Source organism: Streptomyces sp. NBC_00425, assembly GCF_036030735.1.
Classification (GTDB): domain Bacteria; phylum Actinomycetota; class Actinomycetes; order Streptomycetales; family Streptomycetaceae; genus Streptomyces.
The window spans coordinates 801,970-824,546 of sequence record NZ_CP107928.1 but is presented as its reverse complement, the minus strand read 5'-3'; the positions used below and the strand labels follow the sequence as shown (position 1 = coordinate 824,546).

Annotated in this window: 17 protein-coding genes; 8 read left to right on the top strand and 9 right to left on the bottom strand. The window is 69.2% G+C overall.

Annotation, left to right across the window (positions count from 1 at the left end):
• Window positions 1-28 precede the first annotated feature (28 nt).
• Window positions 29-682, top strand: a complete 654-nt coding sequence (locus tag OHS82_RS03615; RefSeq protein ID WP_057581921.1) for an NADPH-dependent F420 reductase — start codon at window positions 29-31, stop codon at window positions 680-682.
• A gap of 181 nt (window positions 683-863) precedes the next feature.
• Here the strand turns inward: OHS82_RS03615 and OHS82_RS03610 are convergent, their stop codons facing one another.
• Complete coding sequence (locus OHS82_RS03610; RefSeq protein ID WP_057581920.1) at window positions 864-3,932, bottom strand: FG-GAP-like repeat-containing protein; 3,069 nt, start codon at window positions 3,930-3,932, stop codon at window positions 864-866.
• 547 nt (window positions 3,933-4,479) lie between these two features.
• Here OHS82_RS03610 and OHS82_RS03605 point away from each other — a divergent pair.
• Window positions 4,480-5,178: an alpha/beta hydrolase gene (locus OHS82_RS03605; protein WP_079041468.1), complete on the top strand. Its 699-nt coding sequence runs from the start codon at window positions 4,480-4,482 to the stop codon at window positions 5,176-5,178.
• Between the two features lie 202 nt (window positions 5,179-5,380).
• On the opposite strand, the gene OHS82_RS03600 is transcribed toward OHS82_RS03605, so the two are convergent.
• Both OHS82_RS03600 and OHS82_RS03595 read right to left on the bottom strand, forming a co-directional pair.
• Window positions 5,381-7,333 carry an RICIN domain-containing protein gene (locus tag OHS82_RS03600; protein ID WP_328433251.1) on the bottom strand — a complete coding sequence of 651 codons (1,953 nt, stop codon included), beginning with the start codon at window positions 7,331-7,333 and terminating at the stop codon, window positions 5,381-5,383.
• Window positions 7,334-7,818: 485 nt separating this feature from the next.
• On the bottom strand, window positions 7,819-8,280 hold the full coding sequence (locus OHS82_RS03595) for a hypothetical protein (protein WP_157876416.1): 462 nt from the start codon (window positions 8,278-8,280) through the stop codon (window positions 7,819-7,821).
• Between the two features lie 585 nt (window positions 8,281-8,865).
• Here OHS82_RS03595 and OHS82_RS03590 point away from each other — a divergent pair.
• A complete protein-coding gene (locus OHS82_RS03590; protein WP_157876415.1) occupies window positions 8,866-9,285 on the top strand; it encodes a hypothetical protein in 420 nt (139 codons plus the stop codon).
• A 465-nt stretch (window positions 9,286-9,750) separates the two neighbouring features.
• Here OHS82_RS03590 and OHS82_RS03585 read toward each other — a convergent pair whose 3' ends face one another.
• The gene (locus tag OHS82_RS03585; RefSeq protein WP_328433250.1) at window positions 9,751-10,359 is read right to left on the bottom strand and encodes a dihydrofolate reductase family protein; all 609 of its coding nucleotides are present in this window, start codon (window positions 10,357-10,359) and stop codon (window positions 9,751-9,753) included.
• Window positions 10,360-10,796: 437 nt separating this feature from the next.
• Between OHS82_RS03585 and OHS82_RS03580 the strand changes: the two genes are divergently transcribed.
• Window positions 10,797-11,183, top strand: a complete 387-nt coding sequence (locus tag OHS82_RS03580) for a hypothetical protein (RefSeq protein ID WP_328433249.1) — start codon at window positions 10,797-10,799, stop codon at window positions 11,181-11,183.
• 208 nt (window positions 11,184-11,391) lie between these two features.
• Window positions 11,392-11,613, top strand: coding sequence for a DUF7489 domain-containing protein (locus OHS82_RS03575; protein WP_063894303.1), 222 nt, complete (start codon window positions 11,392-11,394; stop codon window positions 11,611-11,613).
• 139 nt (window positions 11,614-11,752) lie between these two features.
• Here the strand turns inward: OHS82_RS03575 and OHS82_RS03570 are convergent, their stop codons facing one another.
• Window positions 11,753-12,652 carry a LysR family transcriptional regulator gene (locus OHS82_RS03570; protein WP_057581913.1) on the bottom strand — a complete coding sequence of 300 codons (900 nt, stop codon included), beginning with the start codon at window positions 12,650-12,652 and terminating at the stop codon, window positions 11,753-11,755.
• A gap of 134 nt (window positions 12,653-12,786) precedes the next feature.
• On the opposite strand from OHS82_RS03570, the gene OHS82_RS03565 reads away from it, so the two are divergent.
• From OHS82_RS03565 to OHS82_RS03555, 3 genes are all read left to right on the top strand, one after another.
• Window positions 12,787-13,620: an inositol monophosphatase family protein gene (locus OHS82_RS03565; RefSeq protein WP_057581910.1), complete on the top strand. Its 834-nt coding sequence runs from the start codon at window positions 12,787-12,789 to the stop codon at window positions 13,618-13,620.
• Between the two features lie 40 nt (window positions 13,621-13,660).
• Window positions 13,661-14,257 (top strand): NADPH-dependent F420 reductase, encoded by a 597-nt coding sequence (locus OHS82_RS03560; RefSeq protein WP_057581908.1) that lies wholly within the window; start codon window positions 13,661-13,663, stop codon window positions 14,255-14,257.
• A gap of 260 nt (window positions 14,258-14,517) precedes the next feature.
• On the top strand, window positions 14,518-16,572 hold the full coding sequence (locus tag OHS82_RS03555; RefSeq protein WP_328433248.1) for a WD40 repeat domain-containing protein: 2,055 nt from the start codon (window positions 14,518-14,520) through the stop codon (window positions 16,570-16,572).
• Between the two features lie 13 nt (window positions 16,573-16,585).
• Here OHS82_RS03555 and OHS82_RS03550 read toward each other — a convergent pair whose 3' ends face one another.
• The 4 genes from OHS82_RS03550 to OHS82_RS03535 all read right to left on the bottom strand — a co-directional run bounded on the left by OHS82_RS03550 (window position 16,586) and on the right by OHS82_RS03535 (window position 21,972).
• The gene (locus tag OHS82_RS03550) at window positions 16,586-17,884 is read right to left on the bottom strand and encodes a hypothetical protein (RefSeq protein WP_328433247.1); all 1,299 of its coding nucleotides are present in this window, start codon (window positions 17,882-17,884) and stop codon (window positions 16,586-16,588) included.
• A gap of 84 nt (window positions 17,885-17,968) precedes the next feature.
• Window positions 17,969-18,985 carry an aminotransferase class I/II-fold pyridoxal phosphate-dependent enzyme gene (locus OHS82_RS03545; RefSeq protein ID WP_057581907.1) on the bottom strand — a complete coding sequence of 339 codons (1,017 nt, stop codon included), beginning with the start codon at window positions 18,983-18,985 and terminating at the stop codon, window positions 17,969-17,971.
• Complete coding sequence (locus OHS82_RS03540) at window positions 18,982-20,322, bottom strand: radical SAM protein (RefSeq protein WP_242433301.1); 1,341 nt, start codon at window positions 20,320-20,322, stop codon at window positions 18,982-18,984. The genes OHS82_RS03545 and OHS82_RS03540 overlap by 4 nt, the downstream gene beginning before the upstream one ends.
• A 291-nt stretch (window positions 20,323-20,613) precedes the next feature.
• Entirely contained in the window at window positions 20,614-21,972 is a 1,359-nt protein-coding gene (locus OHS82_RS03535) for a hypothetical protein (RefSeq protein WP_057581903.1), read from the bottom strand.
• Window positions 21,973-22,577: the final 605 nt, after the last annotated feature.

Below are 22,577 nucleotides of genomic sequence, written 5' to 3'. Positions count from 1 at the left end.
CGAAGCAGGCATGGAGAGGGTCCACGGGATGAGAATCGGCGTACTGGGCACGGGCAGCATGGCCGACGCGCTCGCCACCCACTGGGTGCGGGCCGGGCACGAGGTGATCATCGGAGGACGGGACGCACACAAGGCGGAGCGGCTCGCGAGAGGCATAGGGGGCGGCGCGAAGCCTGCCGGTCTGCGCTCGGCGGCCGAAGCCGGCCAGGCGGTGCTGGCCGCGCTGCCCTTCGGGGCCGGAGCAGACGTGGCACGGGACCTTCGCGCGGCCCTGGAGGGCAAGGTGCTGCTGGACTGCTCCAACCCGGTCGGGCCGGGCTTCCGGCTGCTGACCGAAGGCGGTCCCTCAGCTGCGCAGCAACTCGCAGCGGCGGCACCGGGGGCCCGTGTGGTCAAGGCTTTCAACCTCTGCCACGAGGGCGTGTGGCGCATGCGGCCACCCGTCTTCGACGGGCGTCCGCTGGCCGTTCCGGTCTGCGGGGACGACGAGACGGCCCTCGTGCGTGTGCGCGAGTTGGTGCAGGACGTGGGCTGCGAGCCCGTGGCCGCCGGAGGTCTCGAACGTGCGGGACTTCTGGAGGCGACCGCCGCTCTCTTCATCGCCCTGTGGGTCGGGGAAGGAGCGGACGCGCAGGCGATCGCACCTCCGCTGGCATTCGCGGCCGGACCGAGCCGCCCATAGGCAGAAGCAGGTGCGACCACGGCCGGCCTGCCGCGCACGGCCAGGGCGTGGCACACGACCAGCATGTCGGAGGTTGCGGACCCGTCCTCGACCAACGGTTCCCGATGCAAGGCCCGCACCCAGCTGACCACCGAAACGCTGCCGAAAGTGCGAAACGGACATCAACTCACGTGCCGCCCCCTCAAAAGACGCCCTTGAAGGCCCCCCATCCCGTGGCGCTCTTCACACGGGCGCCGAACGATCCCCGGCCGTTGCCTGCGTAGCGCCAGACGTTGCCCGAGGTGTCGCGGGCGATGATGTCGGCCTTGCCGTCGCCGGTGATGTCGCCGACGCCGGCAAGGACGTTGTACGACGCTCCCCAGGCGGCGGCCACCTTCACCCGGGCGTTGAAGCCTCCGGCCCCGTTGCCGGAGTAGCGCCACAGTGTGTTGGTCCTGTCCTGGACGAGGAGGTCGCCGCGGCCGTCGCCGTCGAAGTCGCCGACCCCCGCGATCTTCTTGTACGTCGACCAGTTCGTCGCGATGCGGACAGGCCCGGACAGCTTCCCCGTGCTGGTGCCCTTGTAGAGGAACACCTCACCTGTCGACGCCTTGCGGGCGATCAGGTCCGCCAGTCCGTCGCCGGTGATGTCGCCGGGCGAGGTCAGCACGTTGTACTGGTTCCAGCCGGTGCCGAGAGAGGTGTGCGGCGTGCCGGGGATGAAGGGCAGGCCGCGCAGCGTCCGGTACACGCGCAACTCGCCGGTGGCGAACCGGACGAGGATGTCGCCGCGGCGATCGCCGTTCAGGTCGCCGAAGGGAACGAGGGCGACCGTGGACGGCCAACCGGAGCCGGATACAGCCGCGTTGAAGCCTCCCGCCCCGTTGCCCGGCCGATAGCCGATCACTCCGGCGGAGGAAAGGGTCAGGGCGTCGCCGATGCCGTCGGGCGCCGGCGAGCCGCTGCTGGTGAAGTCGTGACCCATGACGGACCCGGTGGACACGGTCACCGTGCGGGACACGGTCAGCGGTGGACCGGAGCCGTCTGCAGGCGGGGCGGTGAGCTTGAAGATGTAGGTGCCGTTGGGCACGAGCGCGCCCGCCGCGTCCCGAAGGGTCCATCGCGCGGTGAGGGTGCCGTCCACCTCGCCGCCGGTGAACGTACGGACCACCCGACCCGAGGCCTTGGCTGTGAGCGTGGCCGTCCAGGAGGCGGCGGGCTTGGAGAGCAGCCCACGCCACTGCCACCACGGGTCCGTGGCCGCACTGGTCTCGTCGGCGTTGTCGGTCGTGTCGGACTCGATGACGCCGAGCGGCTGGGTTGCGGCCCCGCTGGGCACCAGGTGGATGCGGCGGGCGGCATCCACGTAAGCCGCAGGTCCGCCGAACTTGTCCACCGTCCAGGTGACCCCGCGCAGGCCGGATTCGCCCCCCGCGAGGTCGCCGATCTTCCGTGTGGCGGCCGTGCCGTCCGCGAAGGCGGTGAGCAGGAGCGCCTCGGCCGGGATGTCGTGACGTACGAGGTAGCCGTCGCCGAGCAGCGCCTCGCCGGACGGCACGGGGATGTTCTTCTTCGACGTCCGGTCCCAGACGCCCGCCGAGGCCGTGGTGCCGCACGACCAGTAGATCCACCGGCCCACGACCTGGAGCTCCTGTGGGACGCACGGGGCGCCGGTGCTCACCGTGGCGGTCGCCTTGCCGGTTTTGAGGTCCTTGGCGGTGACCGTGCCGGCGGTGGCGCCCGGTGTCCACAGCTCGGTTCCCCACACCGAGGCGGCCGTGACGGCGCGCGTGAGGATGGGGCGAAGGTCGGTGTACACGCCCAGGTCGCCCACGTACTGCCGGGCGGGGGAGGAGCCGTTGACGATCGCGTAGCGGCCGGTGACGTCCAGGATGCTACCGGAGGCCGACGGATAGTAGAAGAAGCCCGCAGGGTCGGAGCGGTCGACCGAGCCCAGCCACGAACCGACGTCGGATCCGGGGGAGGCGACCGATTCCACCACGCGGCCGTCGCCGGTGGCGTACGGGCCGACCGGCTTGTTCTTCCAGGTCTGCCACACGGGTGTGCCCGGTGTTCCGTCGGCGGAGACCGGGCGGGTGTAGTAGGCGCTCATGAAACTGCTGTCGGCCTCGTCGGTGGCGAGGGTGCCGTTCTGCAGGGAGAGACGGTCGATCCTGGCGGCCACCGGCGGCACGGCGGTCACCTCCGTCAGGGTCGGTGTGTCCGCGCCCATGTCGGTGACCTTGCGCACCGCCCAGTGACCGGAGTCCGCGCCGCCCACGGCCAGCAGGCCTCCGTCCGGGGTCGGCGTGAGCGAGGTGCTCGCATGCCGGAGGAGGGTCACCGGATCGCCCCCGGAGAGCGGGACGGCGCTCAGCGGCTCGCCGGACATGTCGACGAAGTTGCCGGGCTGCGCCGGCACGGAACGGGCGACCACGAGCCAGCGGCCTGCGATGCCCAACTGCGGGGTGCCCTCGGTGCCGGGCAGCGTGACCGTGGTCTCGGTGGCGGCGAGGTCGGCCCGGTTCAGGACGTGCACTGTGGTGCCGTACCCGTACCAGACCAGTCGGTCGACGCTCAGCGCTACCGTGGTCGGCGCGGCAGCCACCCTCACGTCCGCGGTGACCTTCGCCGCGGCCAGGTCGACCAGAGCCAGGTGACGCGTGCTGCCGAGGGCGTAGCTGACGACGGCCGTGGCACTGTCACCGCCCAGGACGGAGAAGCTGGTGGTGATGCCGGTCGGCCAGCCGTCGACCAGCGTGCCGTCGGCCGGGCCGCCGGAGCCGTACACCCACATCACACGGTTTCCGTCGGCATCCCGCGCCTGGGTCAGTACATGGGCGCCGTAGGTGGCCCAGTACGTGCCGTGGGTGATCGCGACGTCCGTGGTGGTGCCGGCGGCCATGTCCCTGAGGACGACCTTTCCGGTACGGGAGACGACCTCGGTCACGATGTCGGACGACGATCCCAGATACGCGGGGATCGCGGCCTGGGAGAGGGCGCCCAACTCGGTCGTCGTACCGGTGCCGTACGACGTCCACAGCAAGCCGGAACGGCCCTCCTGGGAGTGCAGGTATCCGTTCGGGCCGGCGGAATGGGTGACATCCCGGCGCGGAACGTAGCGGTCCGACTGGAAGACCTTCTCCGCCGCGAGCGGGGCGCCCGTACTGCCGTCCGCGACCGCCGGTGAGGCGATCGGGAGGGGACCGGTCGTCACGGCGAGGACCGCGAGCGCGGTGGCGACGAGACGGGCGGGGGGACGGCGGACCACATGGCCTCCAATGTGAGGAGAGGGCATCGGAATCACTTCGTTGGGGTCGGCCGCGCACTGCCCTCGGACGCCGGGTGCACGCCGGCCGGGGCCGTCGGTGACGCACATGCCACGGGAAGCAGCGCCGCGCCGCAGACGATCGACGTCAGCACGGGACACTTCCTTCGCACGGCGGACAGAGCAGATGCGAGATCTGCGACCACCCGTGCCCGAAGCGGTCCGCGGCCGGACGACGGTCAGCACGTCGGCGGCAGACATACGGCGGTGATGTTCGCTCCCCCTGCACAGAACGTACACAGCGAAAGTCGAAAAGGTCCACGAGATTGTCATGTCGTTCGCAAAAGACTGCGGGAGTCGAGCAGTTCGTCTCTCGGTTCACCCCGCCGCCCACCCACCGGGGCGCACCCGGGCCGCGGCGCAGGAAGCGCGCTCAGGGTCGGTGGGCGGGCGCCGACCGGGGCGTCGTCGCGGCGGCACAGGGCGGCCGGCGGGACTGTCCGGCCGTCCTGGATCACTCGTCCGCCACCGACCCGAGGAGGCGTACGCATTGGCCGCCGTGGTGCTCGTGCATGGCCTGTATCACCGTCCCGAACACTTCGCCCTGGTGGCGGAACGCATGCGGGCCGCGGGAACCGAGGTCCTCGTTCCCGAACTCCACCGGGGCTCGTTGCCCGCTGACACAGCCGCGGTGCAGGCTGTCGTCGACTCGTTCCAGGAGCCTCCCGCCGTGCTCGGTCACTCCTACGGAGGGTCAGTGATCACTGGGCTGCGCGGGGCGGGACACCTGGTCTGTCTGGCGGCCTTCGTCCCGGACGTCGGTGAGAGCGCGGCAGGTCTGGGCGGCGCGTCCCCGGGACTCCAGGCCGCGATCGGCCCTGAGCACGACGGCTGGACCGGTCTGCGTCCCGACCGGGCCGCCGGGACCCTCTACGGCGACTGTCCCGAACCCCTCGCGGCCTGGGCCGTCGGCTTGTTGCGTGCGCAGGCCCCCGGCTGCGGGCGAGGCATTCCAGAGCACCACGGCTGGAAGCGCACGCCCTCCACCTATGTCGTCTGCGCGCAGGACCGGGCCGTCGACCCGGTCCTGCAGCGGCAGATGGCCTCGCGCTGTACCGACGCGCGCGAGTGGCAGACGGGCCACTCCCCGTTCATCGGACGGCCCGATCTCGTCGTCGGACTTCTGCGGGAACTGCTCACCGCCAACGCCGCGCGTCAGCCCAACGGAGGAGCGCCAACCGGCCGTTGATGTCGAGGGGCATCGCAGCGCCTTCCAGGGCATCGTCGTGCTGGGCGTGCGCGTGCTCGGGCCGGTGGCTGCCTGCGGTGGCTCCCGGACCCGCTCCGCCGTTGTGGGGGCGGTCCTCGCCACGGGGCCCCGGCGCCCGCCCGCCCCTTCAGGTACCGGATCGGCGCCACTCCTCGCGGCGCCGTCAGGATCGTCGGGAGCATCAGACGGCGATGATCTGCCACTGCTCCTCAGGCGCGCGGTTGTACGTGAACTGGTTGATGTTGGCCCCGTCGGCGGTCGAGCCCGCGTCGACGTTGAGGGACAGTCCGCTGAACCGGTTGGTGAGGTAGTAGTAGCCGTCGCCGGTGGGCGTGATTGCCCAGTGCTGCTGGGGAACGTTGCTGTCCCCGTAGATGGCGACGTTTCCGCCGTCCGCCCTCGAGAGGCCGGCCACCTCCATCAGCTTGCCGCTGTTCACGTTCTTGATCTCGTAGTAGCCGTCTCCGGTGGAGGCGAAGGTCCACTTCTGGGCGGTGTTGTTCAGCCACGGCCACTGCTGGATGTTGGTGCCGTTGGCGGTGCCGAAGTTGAACACGTCGGCGACCTTGCCGCTCTTGCGGTTGACGATGCGGTAGACCGTTCCGTCGCCCGGGAGGACGGTCGACACCAGGGCCGGCTTCGCCGTCCGGCCGCCGATGTGGACGCCGCCCATGTTGGCGTAGCCGCCGGTGCCCGCGTTGGCCTGGATCCGTACGAAGCCCACGTTCCGGGCGGGCCATTCGGCCACCTTGGTGGCGCGGTCGCCGGCCCAGGCGCCGGTGGCGACCTGGGTGAAGTTCGTGCCGTCGGTGCTGGTGGAGATGGTGTACGAGGTGATGTCGCCGTCGGTCGAGTTGTCGCGGTTCCACTGCTTGGGCAGGTACTCCAAGGTGGAGACGTTGCTCCACACTCCGCCCAGGTCGATCGTGATCGAGTGGGGCAGGGCCGGGGACAGTCCCCACGTCGACCAGCAGGTCTGGTAGCCCTTGTCGCTCAGCCCGTCGATGGCGTTGAGCGGTCCCTCGCCGGTGTGGAATCCGGTGGCGTAGGCGCTGACGGGGGTCACTGGGTGTTCCGCGCGGAGCATCTGGGCGGGCAGCGGCGGCCGGGAGGCGTTCGGGCTCCACGCCGCCCCGACTTCGGCGAGTCGGCTGACGATGTTGGTGTCCAGCTTTCCGTTGCGGTTGGGCGGGCAGTTGAGGATGAACGAGGTGTACTTCGGTTCCAGGTCGGCGAGGTGCGAGAGGATCGCGTCCTTGCTCATCAGGCCCTCGGTGGGCGTGGAGGGATGCCAGAACCACCCGTTGCTGATCGTCTGTCCCTGCGTGGCGGCGTAGGTGTTTCCGGTCGGCGCGGAGACGCCCAGCGGCTCCTCGAAGTAGATCGCGTCACCGAGCCACGGTACCGACAGCCCGCCGTGGTCGATCATGACGATGTCCGGCTGCAGCGACTTCACGTGCTCGCGGATCCGCTGGTAGGAGACGGCCTGCTGGCCCATCTGCCATGCGTAGCCGTCGGTGACGAACAGGTCGATGGTGCCGTAGTCGGTGAGCAGTTCGGTGATCTGGCCGAGGATGAAGGTCATGTCGCTGGGCTGGATGGCGTCGGTGATCTCGAGACCGGACACCTTGTGCCGGCTCTCCCACGCCTCGACGCCGAAGGTGCGGTCCCATATCGAGTAGTAGAGGCCGACCTTCAGTCCCTTCGCCCGGAAGGCGTCGCAGTACGCCTTCACGACGTCGTGCTTGTAGGAGCTGTTCGCGACGTTCTGGGTGCCGTAGGCGCTCGGCCACAGGGCGAAGCCGTCGTGGTGCTTGGTCGTCAGGATGCCGTAACTCATCTTCGCCGCCGTGGCGGCGGCCGCCCACTGGGCACAGTCCACGGCTGTGGGCGCGAACAGGGCTGGGTTCTGATTGGGGGCTGCCCACTCCTCGTTGGTGAACGTGCCCAGGTTGAAGTGGTTGAACATGCCGAAGCGCATGTTCACCAGTTTTTCCAGGTCGGTCTGCGGGTCCGCGGCGGCAGCCTTCGTCAGCAGGGGTGACAGTGCGGGGATCACGGGCAGCGCGGTCGCGGCCAACGCGGTGCCGGCGGCACCCAGCAGCGTGCGACGGGACAGCTTTCCTGACGGCATGGGTCTACTCCCGTTTCGGGGCGGCTCGGACGTTCGGGGAGAGGCGGTTGGATCGGCAGCCCGAAGGATGCGCTCCCAGGCCTTCAAGGGCGACCCTCCCTCTGGGTTCCAAGGCGCCGGGTGTTACGCATGAAGTTCGGCTATGCAACCCGTCCATGTCAACGGGCGTGAAGGGATGAACCACCATCAGTGGAAGGCTATTTGACCCGCTAGAGGAGTAATAGAGCGATATGTCATTCGCTAGACATCGCATGTCTGGCGTACGCGACCGCCCGGAAGGCGGGCACCGATCTTTGCGGGAACGCCAAGGTGTGGGGCGTTCGCGAACCGAGGCCGGCCCTTCTAACCGTGATCGCCACCCGACATCACGAGCGTGCCCAGACGGCCCGCAAGGCCGCCGCCCGTCCACAGGGGGAGGGGTGACGGCCTTGCATGCTGCGGTGACACGGCAGGGCACCGCTTCGGCGCCCCGCCGCCGGGACACGTCAGTCCACGTACCACTTTCCGCACTTGGTGATGCCCTCGATCTCGGCACAGGCGCGTGCGGCGAAGTTGGAATTGAAGACGGACTGCGTGCGGCTGCCGGTGTAGGGGCCGCACATCTTCCAGCCCTCGCTCTTCGCCTGCTGGTCGGTGACGATGCCCTTGGTGTTGGGGAACGAATGGAAGCTGCGGTCGACCCACAGCCGGTCGCCGGCCTTGCGGCCGGACTTGATCTCCGCGCGGCTGTAGCGGTCGAGCGCCGACTCGTTCTGCAGCTCGACGCGGCGGCCCCTGAAGTCGAACGAGGCTCCGGACTCGACGGCCCTGAAGCGGCCGATGACGGCGATGCCGTCGCAGTCGGCCTCGGTGGCCGAGGCCACCGACGCGGGGATGAAGACTACGGCGCCGCTGCTGATCAGCACGGCCGAGGCCGCGACGACGCGGCCCATACGGGGCTTCTTCACAAGGGTTCCTTCTGTGGGTGACATGTGCGGGTGGGGGCCTACCGCTGCGCCGGACAGGCCGAGACCGGCGGCATGACGTGCATCGCCGCCTCGGTTCCGCTCAGCGGCATTCCGTGTTGCCCACCCGAATAGTGCGCCACGGACCTTGTGGAAACCTTGCGAACCAGCCGTGACCTGGGTATTCGGACAGCGCCCGCCTCTGCCGCCGAGCCCATCACGGGCCGTCTACTTGCTTCGTCCCCCAAACCGCCTCTCTCGGGCGAACCTCCCCCGTCCCCGCCCCGTTCGCGGTCTGTCGCCTCCTGCCGCCTCCTGCTGGGTCGTCGCAAAGGCGGCCGAGTACGGTCATGGACGTCCGGGGTGGACGCAGCGCCAACGAGGTGTGGACCGTCCGCCAATGACACCGGACGTCACGTGGTGCATTCTTGGTCGGGCGTCAGCCGGGAGACCCGGTCACGCAGTGGTCTCGCAGAGCGGGCCCATGAAGCCCCTGCCCCTCATGGGCCCTCTGACCAAGGCACCCATCATCACGGGAGATTCTCCGAAGTGCGGAAACTCAAACGATTCCTGGGTACGTCCGTCGCCGTGTTCGGCCTGGCCGGTACCGCGGTCATCACAGGGGCCGGAAATGCCTCGGCCGACCCGAACTTCACGTTCAGCGTGGACAGAGTGGGCAAAAGCTTCAGTATCGAGGTCTACAACAACCACGTGCGCGCGGGATTCGCGGACTGGAACGCCGACCCCGACCACACCGTCGACCCGCCCATCCCGGGAGACGCTCTTCAGGTCCGCGACATCCTGGGCGACGGCTGGGGCATCGAAGCCGAGGCGGCGACGCAGGACGGCGCCCAGGGCTACCGCATGGCGACCTCGCGCGGCCACGCGGCGATCTACATATCCCCTTGGAAGACCGGCAACATCGCGGAGGGTACGCCGATCGTCGTCTCGGTCTGCGCCGTGAAGGGCGACAAGGCCCAATGCGGCTCCGCCTACGGCCTGGCGTGATCACTGCCGCTCCCACCGCGGGCACCTGATAAGCACGCGGTCGGTCGTGGTGGCGCCGTAGGCCCTTCCATTGGGGTGGGAGGGCCGACGGCACCGCGTCGAATCCCGTCACGGGACAGATGCTTCGCCGGGTCGTGTCCCCAAGATGGTTGGGGCGCGCCGGCAAGTTCGTTGTGCGTCGTCATGAACCGACCGGTGAATCGCGGGCGGTGATCGAGTCGTTGCCGGCCCCTCGGCGGAGGGGCCGGCAACGACTCGGTCACCGCCCGCACCCGGTTCGATCGGTTCAACCGGTCCGTCTGCCGGTGCCACAACGTCGTCGAGCGATGCCGCAACAAGCTCAAGCACAACCAGGCCCTGGCCGTCCGCTACGGCCGACACGCCCGCCGCTGCCGAACCCTGGTCATCTCGGCTCGCCTCCGGCTCCGGCCGCCCCTGACGTTGCGGGCATGACCTGACAGAGCGCTACTGGTAGCTGTCGTAGCTGGGCTTGCCGTTCGGCCGGTAGACGCCGACGACGGTGCCGCCCTTCGTCGTCGTCACGCTGACCGGCTCCAGCGCACTGGGGATCGCACCGTCGGCGAACAGCCGCTTGCCGGTGCCGATGATCACCGGGTGGACGGTCAGCCGGTACTCGTCGACGAGGTCGTGCCGCATGAGCGTCTGGGCGAGGTCGCCGCTGCCGACGACGTTGAGGCTGCCGCCGTCGGACGCCTTCAGCTTGCGTACGGCGTCGACGGTGTCTCCCCGGAGCAGCGTGGAGTTCTGCCACTCGACGGACGTCAGGGTCCGAGACGCCACGTATTTGTGCATGCTGTTCATCCGGTGCGTGAACGGGTTGTCGGGATCGGCGGTCGGCCAGTACGACGCGAAGATCTCGTACGTCTTGCGGCCGAGCAGCATCGCGTCGGAGTGTTCATACCAACCGGAGACGGCCGCGCCGACCTCGTCGTCGGTCACCGGCTTCTGCCAGCCGCCGTACTCGAAGCCGCTCTCGGCGTCCTCGTCCGGACCACCCGGCGCCTGCATGACGCCGTCCAGCGTCAGGAACGTGCAAACAATGATCTTGCGCATGGTGCGCTCCCTTCGTTGACGGGTAGACCGCACAACCGCCGGAAACTCATCGGCGGACCGTTCGCAGGGCAGCACCGGCCGTCGATGCGGTGGCGCGCCCTTGTCTCGGCGGTTCAGCGGCAGCTGCAGACGCGCACATCGCCGATCGGGTCCGCACCCCGGCGGGAGGCCCCGGGCGTACGCCTGTGTCCACGTGAGTGGCATGAAGAGGGGACTTGAGAGAGTGTCAGGTCCATCATGCCTGTTCGGAGGTGGTTTCGGTAGGACCCAGCGCACGTCCGTTCGACCTTGCCGCGGCCGATTTCGCGCGCGAAACTCGTCGTCATCCACTCTCCGGTCAACGTGTCGGCAGCCCTACTCGGCTGTCGGGGCGATCGCCGTGCTGTCGCGCCGTGTGACGTGCGCCGGCCGGGGGGTGGCGGGACGAAGGGGGAACAATGGATCAGAACATGGTGGTGCTGGCGAGGGTCAGGCTGCTCAGCGCCAACCGGCGGGTGGTGCGCGGTGTCGAGGGACTGTGGATCTACCGCCTCCTGACGCAGGTCGAGCCGGAGGTGTACGGGTCGAAGCTGGCGTACGTCCTGGTGGAGGCGAGCGCGTCGCCGCTGGTGGGGGAGGAGCCCGAGCGGCGGTTGGCGCTGTTGGACGAGGCAGTGGAGGTGGCGAAGGCTCTCAGTACGGCGAATCCCTACCGGGCGAAGATGCTCGCGAGGGCCCTGGCCGCGAGGCGGCGGGAGCTGGAGGGTCGCCCGACGGAGCCGCTCGCGTCCGAGGGCCGGGAGCATCGGGCGGCCCTTCAGGAGGAGCCGCAGCAACGCGCATGACCGTGTCGGGTGTCGGGTGTCTGCTCGTCAGGCAGTGCAGGAAGGGGAGGATCCGGTCGCGCTGTCTGTATCGAGCGGCACCTGACTTCGACCGCGAGCACGGAGTGGGGTTCTCGACGTATGCGAGCCCGGTCGCAGGACATATGTACTGAAGTGTTCGTGCCTGATGACACTGCACCACGTCAGTCGACCTCCGTAGGCTTGCGGCATGTTCACATCCCGCAAACCAGGATCGGACGACGCCTGGGAAGGCATTGTCGAGGAGAAATCACGGGGCATGCTCGATGGCGCGAACATGTACCACTTCATCGAACTGAGGCGTGAGGACGGCCAGTTCATGAAGGTGCGCCTCGCCCGTGGGCTGTGGAAGTCGATCGCGGTCGGCGATCGCATCGTGAAGGAGCCGGGGAGCGACCCAGCCAAGGCTTAGCGGCTGTCTCATGTGGCAGGTTCCTCCGATGCGTCCGAGGCGTCCGAGGCGTCCGACGCAGCCGTCGGCGTCCGAGGGGCGCGGGCAATGGCGCGGCCCTTCAGGAGGACAGGAAGAGCTGCACGAACGAGCACATGGGTTACGTCGAGGCCGTCAACGCGTTCCGCGCCAGATCGCGTAGCCAGACGTGTGCGGGGTCGGTGTCATAGCGCTGATGCCATGACAGGTACACCGCAGCCGGCGGCAGTTCCAGCGGCAGTGGGAGCTGAGTCAGCCCGAGAACCGCGGCGGCTGAACGCGTCGTCACTTCGGGGGCTGTGACGAGCAGGTCTGAGCCGCGCACGAACTCGAACGCGGCCCCTTCGGTCGGCGCGGACGCCACCACACGTCGGGTGAGGCCGAGTCGCGCGAGAGCGTCGTCGAGGGCGTTGCCGAGCCTCCCGCGCCGCGAGACGGTGATGTGCTCGGCCGCGGCGTACCTCACGGCGGTGACAGCCTTGACTCGGGTGAGCGGGTGTCCCCGCCGCACGACGATGACGTGCCGGGTCTCCGCCACCCGTTCGGCGCGGATGTCGGGTGCGGTCGGGCGGTTCGCGTTCGCCTCCAGGTCGACCTCGCCGCGCCGCAACCCGGGGGTGTCAGTGCTCGATTCCGCGATGAAGCGCACACGCACGCCGGGTGCGTGCTCCCGTACGGCCGTGAGAAGCGCCGGGCCGCCGAGGGCGACGAGCGAATCGTGCCAGCGGAGTGTGAAGGTGCGCTCGAGCGTCGTGAGGTCGAGGTCGCGACTCGGCGCCAGCACGCCCCGGACCTGCTGCAGCAGCTCGTGCACCTGTTCCCGGACGGCGATCGCGTAAGGCGTCGGTGTCATCGTGCGCCCGGTACGCACCAGGATCTGATCCCCCGTCGTGCGCCGGATCCGGCCGAGGCTTCGACTCATCGCGGGGGCGGTGACGTGCAGGCGCTCAGCGGCCCCGGCCACGCTGCCTTCCTCCAGGAGTGCATCGAGCGCGGCGAGCAGGTTCAAGTCCAATTGCATGAGAGTCATCCTAGGCGTGCTTTACATGCACTTGTAGTTAATGATGCGCTCTCCTACCTTCGAGATGCGGACGCGAAAGAACACGGGTCTCGCCCGGTCCGCCTCACCACGCCCTTTCAGATGGGAGCACCGCCATGCCCGATTCGACTCAGACCACCGGGATTGCTGCAACCGCCGGTACCGCGTCGGACGCCGACCTGCTCGCCCAGACGGCGATCGCCGTGCGCGCTGCGGGTTCCGCGCTGCGGGAGCGATTCGGCGACGTGGTCCGCTACCGGACCCGCGAAGAGCTGATGCGGGCGCTCGCCGCCAACGACGACCTGGCCCTCGAGATCCTGCGCCCCCGCCTCGAACTCCTGCGCCCGGAGGCCCGCTTCGTGGAGGACGAACTCGCGGGCGGGGCCCTGCCTTCCGGCGAATGGTGGGTCCTGGATCCGGCCGAAGGCAACGTCAACCACCTGCACGCCCTGCCGGAATGGGCGGTGACCGCCACTCTCGTGCGCGACAACCAGCCGGTGCTCACCGCAGTGCACCTGCCGTTGAGCGGTGAGACCTACACCGCACTCGCCGGAGGGGGAGCCCACCTCGACGGCCGCCCGCTGCACGTGTCCCGGACCACGGACCTCGGACTGAGCCTCGTTGCCACGAGCCAGGCCAGGCCGGACGAGGACGAGAAGGTCGTACGGCGTATCGGTTCCTCGATCACCGCGATGCTCTTCGACGCGCTCGTGGTGCGGACCTCCGTGCCCGCCACCCTGCACCTGCTGCACGTGGCCGCCGGCCGGATCGACGCCTTCTGGCAGTTCGCGGGAGCCCGCGCGGACCTGCTTCCCGGGGCGCTGCTCGTCGCCGAGGCCGGCGGGCGGACAACCGACGCCGACGGACGCCCCTGGACCCCGCAGAGCGAGAGCTTCCTGGCCGCCGCGCCCGGCGTGCACGCCGAAGCCGTCACCACCCTCTCTCGCTGACCCCTGCGACAACGACAAGCACCGGAAGGATCACATCAACATGACCATGATCGCCGTTCTCGGAAACGGCCGCGTCGGCGGCAGCCTCGCCCTGGCCCTCACCCAGGCCGGGCACGAGGTGACGGTGGCGGACCGCTCACCGGGCTCTGCGGCCGAGGCCGCCCGGGCAGCGCAGATCGTCATCAACGCCACCCCGGGCGCCGGCTCGCTGGAGCGACTCCTCGCGCTGCGCGAGGAACTGCAGGGCAAGATTCTCGTAGACGTCTCCAACGCCACCGTCGACGGACCGGACGGATTGCCGGCCGGCCTGCTCTACCCCGGCTCGAGCCTCGCGGAGCACCTTCAAGAAGCCCTCCCCGGCACGCGCGTCGTCAAGACGCTCAACACGATGCTCTACACGGTGATGACCGCGCCCGCCGCGCTCGGCCAGACGCCGACCGCCTTCCTCTCCGGCAAGGACCCGGAGGCCAAGCAGGTCGTACGCGGGCTTCTCGTCGACCTCGGCTGGCGGCAGGAGTGGATGACGGACCTCGGCGGCATCGAGACCGCGAGGGCCACCGAGGCCGCGATCCTCTTCGTGCCACACGTGATCCGGTCCAGCGGATTCGCGCCCTTCGCGGTCTCGATCACCCGCTGAAGGCCCGACGCGACTCCTCCCGAGGACGTGGCCTGCTGTTCACGGCGGAGGCCACCGGCGGCCTGCTGGGTGCAGGCATCGCCTCCCGCCCCGGCCTACGAGGGTCGGTGCAGAGCAGGCCGGGCAGGTTGGTTGTCGCGAGTCCGGCGGTGACCAGGAAGGGCGCCGAGGGCAGGTCTTTGCATGCGTGCTCGATCTGCGGGGTGACCTGTCTGAGACGATGCCCCTTGCCTGTCACCGCTGACTGAGAGACTCACTCCATGGTTCCGAAGCTGCCCCTGCAAAGCCCTCGTTGGCGTGACCTCCGCGGTGTGACGGCGGCCGACGTGGGAGCGCTCGCGGAGCAGATGACGTCCGCGGCTGCCACCGGGACCGGCGACGCATGGCGGCAGACCTGGACGTACATGACCGACGGCCTGATAGATGACGGAACCGTGTTCGACGGGGCCTATGCGGCCCTTCCGTACATCGTCGACGCGGCCGCCGCCCTGCCTCCGGCGCAGTCCGTGGATTTCTGGGTCGACTTGGGATTCATCGTGACCGCGGAGGACAGGCACCCCGTCCCCGGTGATCTCGAGGCGGGGTTCGACGCCGCACTGCGTCTGGCCGAGCGGGCGGCCGTCCGAAGCCTCCTCGCCGCGGGGTCCGCAGAGAGCGTCACCGCGCAGGTCCTCGCCCACCTGGCACTGTCCTGTGCGGCCTTCGCCGGTCACCACACCGCCGAGGCGTTGTGGCAGCTTGTCGCCCCACGGGAGAACGGCCTCCTGCTGGTGTGCCCCGGGTGCGAGAGCGATACCGAGTTCCCCGAGTTCTTCGTGGACCCGGTGCGTCCGCCTTTCGAGGCTCCGGCCCTGCCCGCTCCCGCTCCTGTCCGCCAGGGGGAGCATCCGTGGGGCGGGATCGCCGCCGCGTTGCAGGAGGAGGCGTTGGGGGAGGGGTGGGAGCCCTTTCTGCGGGTGGCACGTCGGGTCGCGGCGGCGGGAGTACCCCCCGAAACGCCGGGGCAGGCCGTCCTGTGCCTGGTTGCCGGCGTGGTCGCGGTCGTGGGCGCCCCGCATCGGGCCGAGAAGGAGTGGGCCCGCGAACTGATGTTGCTCACCGGGTACTTCCGCTGCTGGGACTGCGAACGGACGTGGTCGATCGCTGACGGGTTGGCGGAGAACCCTGACGGTGCGCGCCCCCAGCAGCCTACGACGGAGGTGGGGACGTACGCCGACGGGTCGACCGCCCCGGGGGAGCCGCCGGCCGGCCGCTCAGGTGAGACAGCGACCCGCTTGCGGCAGGAGGGGGACGCCCTGCTCGCGGGCCAGGGCACACCCTGGGGCCGCATCACGGTGTTCTCGGATTCCGCGCCCGACTCATCCGGGGGTGTGGAATCCCTGGCGGTGGTATCCCGCCCCGGCCGGCCGACGCTTGTGGCCGGTGCCTGCGCCGGCTCCGGCGCCAAGGGCGTGGTGTGCCTGTGGGACATGGCCGACGGTCGACTCGTCCATGCGCCCCTTCCCGGGCACCCTGACCGCATCCGCTCGATGACGACCCTGCTCCTGCCCGACGGCCGCATCCTGCTGGCGAGCGGAGGCGACACCGGAACCATCGCCCTGTGGAATCCGGTCACGGGGCAGTCGGTCCGTGAACCGGCGGGCAACTGGCTCGGCGGGGTGACCGGAATGTGTGCCGCGACCGTCCCTGACGGTCGGACCCTGCTCGTCACCGCCACCCCCCGAGGCGCGGTCCGGTTGTGGGACCCACTCACCGGTGAGTCCGTCGGGCGCCTCAACCCCTATGGCAGTCCCATCCAGTCCATCGCCGCCGTCCCGATCTCCGCCGACCACACACTGATCGCGGCCTCGGACACCGCGGGCCGCCTTCATGTGTGGGATCCGGCCGTCGACGACCCCTGGGAAGAGGGCGCGGCCGTCCAGCTGAGCGCACGTGCGCTCGCCGATGCCGACCACCGTGTGGCATCTGTCGCTGCTGTGCCCGCATACGGCCGAACGGTGCTGGCCACCGGGGACAACGGTGGTGTGGTCATGCTGTGGGACCCCGCCACCGGCGCCCCGATCGGCGACAGCCTGCCCTTCTCGACGGGGACCGCCGGTCTGCCGGTCATCACCGGCGCCACCCTGCACGGCGGTCGTGCCGTCCTGGTCGCGGGCAGCCGTCAGGGTCGCAGACTGCGGGTCTGGGAACCGGAGACCGGCGCGCTGCAACACATCGCCCTGGACGTGGCGGTCACCTGCCTGGCCACCGCAGGACCGGAGCTGATCGTCGGACACGACCGCGGAGTCCTCAAACTCCCGCTCCCAGGACGCTGACCGCGTCCGCCGACTATTCGGGTGCGCGTTGTTCCTCGTCCTGGACGTGCATGTCGTTGATGGCGGCTGCGAGCTGCAGCCAGGAGGGATCAGCTGCGGCTGCGGTCGTCACCGCATTCAGATCGCCAGGCTCCCAGGTACGAGCTCCGTCGGTGACGACGAGGTGCGTCTCGAGGTCGCCGTCGTCAGGGATGCCGGAGGTGGCCGCCAAGAAAGCGGCAACTGCTGCCGTCGACGTCTCGGCACCCGTGTCCAGGGGCTCTGCGCAGGCGACACGCGCGGACACGAGTACGAGGTCGCCTGTCCCGCCGGCGACGACGAGCTCGCCCGTCGCAGTGGTGCCGAGCGCGGTGACCGGGGAGCCGGCGAGCACATCGTGCTCGACCGCCTGCAGCGTTGGGAGGTTGACTTCGATCAGAGACCCGGTCGGAGTTCCGACCCAGAGCACAGCAGCATGGGACGCGAACGCGATGTTGTGCCGCGACCAGGCCCGCATTTGGTCGAGCCACTCCTGCGGGTATGGGTAGCCGGGGCTTGGGTCGCCGAGAGTGGTCGCCAGAACGCTGTGAAGTGAGGGGAACTCGAATACCTGCAGGCAGTTTCCGTATGCGTTGCCCCGGATCGCGAGATGACGTCCGTCCGTGCTGAAGATCGGCGTCTCGTAGCCGTCGGCATCGAGGATCAACGCCCGGCGAAGGACTCGCATCGCGGCGGACCCGTTCTCGGCATCCTGATCGACCCGAGCGAAGAGTCCGAACGTCGCGCCTTGATCGCTGGCCAGCGTGGCCACCAGCCCCCCGGCGGGATGCTCTGCCACCCCTGTGTCCCAGCGCGGTCCGGTGCTGACGGTTGCGGACGCGAGGTCGAGTACGTCGGAGCTCTCCCATGCACTGTCCGCGTCAGCGCTTGAGGACGGCGATGCCCACAACGTCCGACCGTCAGGGCTGAATGCCAGACTGTGATAGCGGGCGGCGCCGGGAATGCCGTCCGGTTCGCTGAGCCCGGCAGGAGTCCACTGCACCACGTGGTCCTCGTCGGCCACGACGAGCAGTGGCAGGTCGGGATGCCATGCCGCAGTGGGTGTTCGTCGCTCGCGATCCGAGCCGAAGGCATCACCGTAGGCACGCGACTCGGCGCCGATGGAGGCGATTTCGTGCAGCCGGCTCGCCTCGTGCGCCCAGACGTGCACCCCAGGGCGCTCCGAGTCCCAGCCGGCCACCAGGGGAAGCCGCGGATGACAGGCCAACCGCTCGACCGGATGTCCGCTACTGACCCGCACCTGGGACATGACCTCGATCTGCGCAGCGTTCACCCCTGCACCGTAGTCGGCCGTGGCTCGCAGAACTCCTGATCGTCGGAGTCCGCATCGTCGTGCAGGGCCGCGTCTTTCAGCGATTCAACGTGCCCCCGTCCGAGTCGGGGCGAAAGCATCAGCGAGGCTGGTCAGGACGGACCCGGACCAGCTGTTCTCCCCGAACACGCTGACCGGCATCGCGAGCACCCCGCGCTCGCGCCGGAGCGTTTCCGCTGGAATGCCGACCGGGAAGAAGTAGTTGCCCGGACAAGACCGGCTCGCCGTGGGGATCGCCCCGAGCACATCGTCCGGCAGCCGCTCGAACAGCCGCTCAGCCCGTGCGGCCAGTTCATCGACGACCTGCCGGGGCACGTCACCGTGCTCGGTCAGCAGACGGTCGGCGAGCCTCAGTTGGGCCGACGTCGGCGGCTCCGCCCGGAACGCCGCGGCCAGTTCGGTTTGCGCCGGCCCGAGCAGAACCACGCCGAACGTGCGTGGCCACAGCCACCCCTTGGTGACCGAATGCAGGAGGACCGCAGCACCCGTGTCCAGCAATCGCCGTGTGCCGGCAGCGAACGGGACTCCCAGGTCGTAGACGCTGTCGATCAGCACGCGGCGCCGCGGTGACTCCCGCAGCCACGACATCACCGCGGCGCACTCGGCATCGGACAGGTATCGGCCGAGCGGCTTGCTGGGGTTGGCGATCAGCAGGTATTCGGGGCGGTTGTCCGCCGGCGGCGCCGGCAGGGCCGGAACCGGCAGCGTCGGGTAGGACGCCGGCTCCAGTCCCGCAGCGCGGGCCAGCTCGAAGTAGACCGGATACACGTCACTGGGCAGCCACAACCGCGCCTGCACGGCGTGCAGCCGACGGAACACCACACCGAGCCCGTGCCGGACCCCTCGACAGACCATGGCCCGGCCGGACCACTCCTCCGGCAGCTCGAAGCGCCGCAGCCAGGCACGGGCGAGATCGCACCGGTGCACCGTACTCATGTCGGTCGGCGGTTCCGGTCGCATCGGGGCGAGCGCCCGGTACACGTTGGTCTCGGCGGCGTCCAGAAGCGACGAGGAAGCACCGAGTTGCCGCTGCCGGAAGTCCTGGAACTCCTCGAACCTCATGCCGCTGCACCTTCCGGCACGATCTCGCTGGCCCGGTCTTCCAGGGAGGCGTAGCAGCGTCCGTCGGCCATGACGTTCCAGCTGCGGGCGATTCCGTTGGTGCGTTCCCAGAGCAGGCTGGGCTCGGTGTACGCGGCGATCCGCATCGGCCGTCCGTCCCAGCTGCCGTGATAGACCGGCGCGCCCCAGGGCAGACGGCTCTCCGCTGCGAAGCCGTGCTGCTCGGCGAACCGGGTGACGATGGACAGCGAAACCTGGTGCTCCCGGCTCCAGACGTTGGCGGTGCGGTCGAAGTAGAGCGACTCCGTACTGGTGGATACGTAGAGCTCTTTGAAGCAGACCTCCTCGACACCGAGAGCCGCGGCCCACGAGAGGTAGTCGGCGACCGCGGCCGCGTCGGCGACGCCGCCGTGCTGGAGCACGCAGATCAGCCTCATCCGCAGCCCCGGCCAGCGGTCATGTTCCACACGCCAGGTGTCGATCACGGAGCTCACCGGCGTGCGCAGCATCATCAGCCGCTCGTTGACGGCGTCGTCGTGATGGTGCCGGGAGACCGCCAGCACGCTCAGACCCGCGGTGTTCAGGGCTGCGAGCCGGTCGGCCCGGTCGGTGTGCGGGCCTTTCGCCAGGGTGTGCGCGTTGGTGATCAGGACGACCTTCGGGAAGGCCGCCGAGCAGGCGGACACCAGTCGCACCTGCTGGTCGAACGGTATGAGCGTGGGTTCCCCGCCGCCGGTGATCACTGCGCGCTCGGCGCCCGCCGTACGGGCGCGCTCCAGCCAGTGGGCGACCGTGTCCCACGGGACCCTTGCCGGTGCTTGGTCGCTGGAGATCGAGGCCGAGGAGAAGCAGAACGAGCACCTGGCTTGGCACGCGGAGGCGACCGGCAGAATCGACACCGAGCGCGGTCGTGTGTCGGAGTAGCGACGCAGCGCCGATCCGTGCAGCTGCAGGGACGCCGCCATCGCGTCCTCGACGGTCGTCGGACGCAGAGCGAACTCGTCGCCCGCTCGGTCGAGCTCGTGGACTGCCGACAACCGGATGCGAGCCTCGTGCAGTTCCATGCCGAGGCCGGTCGACACGTTGGGCACCAGCTTGCCAGGGTCCACCACGGTTTCCAGCACCAGCAGCCGGTCGCCCGGAATGGCCAGACGGTCCAGCAGACGTCCTGCCTTGCCTATGCCGATTCCCAACTCCGCACGGGTCAGCAGATGGAACCGGTCGGGATAGGTGCTCTCCGGAATCCCCGCCTTGCCGTATGCGTACGCGTACTTGTCGAATCCCTTCGCGAAGTTCGACAGCACGATGACGTGGAAGCGCTGGTCGCCATGGTTCATCCCGTCATGATGCATGAACGGGCCTCCGATGACATGGGCCGCACTGTAGATGGAACAGGCTGCTCCGGGTGCTCCGATCCGATCCGCCGGCAACGACACGCCCGCCCTGTCGCGGGCCGGACCGCGACGCCCGCGCGCAGACCCCAGCGGGAACCTGCTGAGGTTCCCGCTGAGGTACCGATCAACGTCTGCGGCGACACGGTCGAGTCGTCGCCCTGTCGAACCAGGCGTTCGGCGACACCTGCGTCGAGGAAGTGACCCGTGCACCGGGTGCACGGGGTGCATTCACTGTCAGCTGAGGGATGCGTCTATCGAAGAGAGTGGCACGGAGAACAGTACGCGCTGTGGAATCGCCGAATCGGTGCCGGACCAGTGTCCCGAGCTGTCTGCCGCCCATTCGGTGAGTGTCCATACCTGACCCGTACTCCACCAGTAGGACATGCTCTCGGTGTGCTGGCCCCAGCAGGCATACGTGATGTCCTGCCCGCAGTTGGCGGCCGCCTTGGCTCCGCTGGCGTTCTGCCGCCACAGGATGCCGTGCTGGCCGACACCACCGCGCGCGTCGTCGAGGTAGAAGTTCGGTGTGCCGCCGCTGGTGGCGCTGTGTGACAGCACTCCCTGGAGTCCGACCGCTTTCGTCTCGTACGCCTGCGTGGCGTTCACACGGCTGCTGCTGTCCGTGGCGAGATAGCCGGGGTCGGAACCGAAGTTGTACCGCCAGATACGGGCGGGCTGCGAGCTGCCGGAGGAGAACCACTCGGTGGCGACCAGACTGTCCGGCACGCTGCTGCGGTCCAGCGAGATGGATCCGAAGCACGGCAGGGAGTCGTCGTCGGCGGAGGTGCAGCTCCCGCCGGCGAGGCTGTACGAGCCGACGGCGGGCATCACGTACTGGTAGCCTCCGGCCGACCATCCGCCGCTCACCTTGCCGACTGTCGAGCTGTTGACGGTCGCCTGGAGGATGCGCTTCATGTCGAAGACGTACATCACGTTCTGGTCGTCGTCCTTCTCCCACGACGTGACGATCAGCTTGTCCTGGTACCAGACCATGCCGCCCATGTGGGACTTGAGGGCGCGGTAGTCGGTGCCGCCGTTGAGCGGGACGACCGGCAGTACCCAGCGGTATTTGAAGGCACTGGGGTTGTTGGCGTCGATGAAGGCGATACGGCCCATGTGGTCGGTGGTGGTGGTGCCGTTCTGCCCCCAACCGGACAGGATGACCTTGTTGTTGCCCCACACGCCGTCGTTGTCCGCGTCTCCTGAAGAAGTCACGGACTGCGGCAGCCAGTCCTGGGTCACCGCGTCACCGGTGTCCCAGCAGTAGGCGACCTGAGCGGTCGGCTTCACCGGCAGCGCGGCGGTCTCCGTGGCGGAGCAGCTCGCCCCGTTGCGCATCGTGTGGTTGGCACTGGCGAGTACTTGGTCGACCCCGCGGGACGTGCCCATCTCGTTCGCCAGGTTGTCGAGAGAGGCAGTCGGAACGCGGTGCTCGACCAGTCGGAGCTTCGCCAGCTCCGAGGAGGAGGTTATCGGGGTCAGGGCACCGGGATTGTCGCCGGGGGCTGCCGCAGCAGTGCTCGTCGGCGCCAACAGAGTGGCCACCGCCAAGCAGGCGGTGGCCACAGCGGCTCGCAGGCCTTTTCTACGCATCCTATGGATCCTTGTTTGACGGGAGTTGAGGCGGAGTCGACTGCGATTCTCACGTGGCGCAGTCGCCTTCGTTGCTCTGGTCGTTGACCTTGACGAGGACGGCGCCGTCTACCCGGGTCGCTGCTGGAGTCGGGGGTGCAGAGATGCCCGCGGAGCCCGTACCCGCCCGAGCTGTCGCACACCGCCAGGGTGTCGCCGGTTCTCGGCCCATCCGGCCCGGCTGACCGCCAGGACGAGTGCCCCGGCCAATCGGTATGTCATGTCTCTCTTCGGTAGATCGGGTCGGGCGGGTGCAGCTGGGCAAGAACTGCCGGGACGAACTCGATGTGCCGTTCGGCGTCCTCTGGCAACCTGCTCTGGAAGAGAGCTACTTGCACCGTCGTCAGTGTGCCATTTCGCGGCGACCACAACCATGCACCGCCGGCTGCGCTCCTGTCGTTGGCGTGGAATCCACAATCTCCTATGCAGACAGTCCACTCGGCCCGCCTCGTGCAGTTCGCCGCCGCACCTGCACCGAGCGCCGTTCGGCCGCCGTCATGCGCGATGATCGTTCGCCCCTCGGGATCACGCGCAAGAGCGCTCAGCTGGTCGGTGATCTCCGCCGG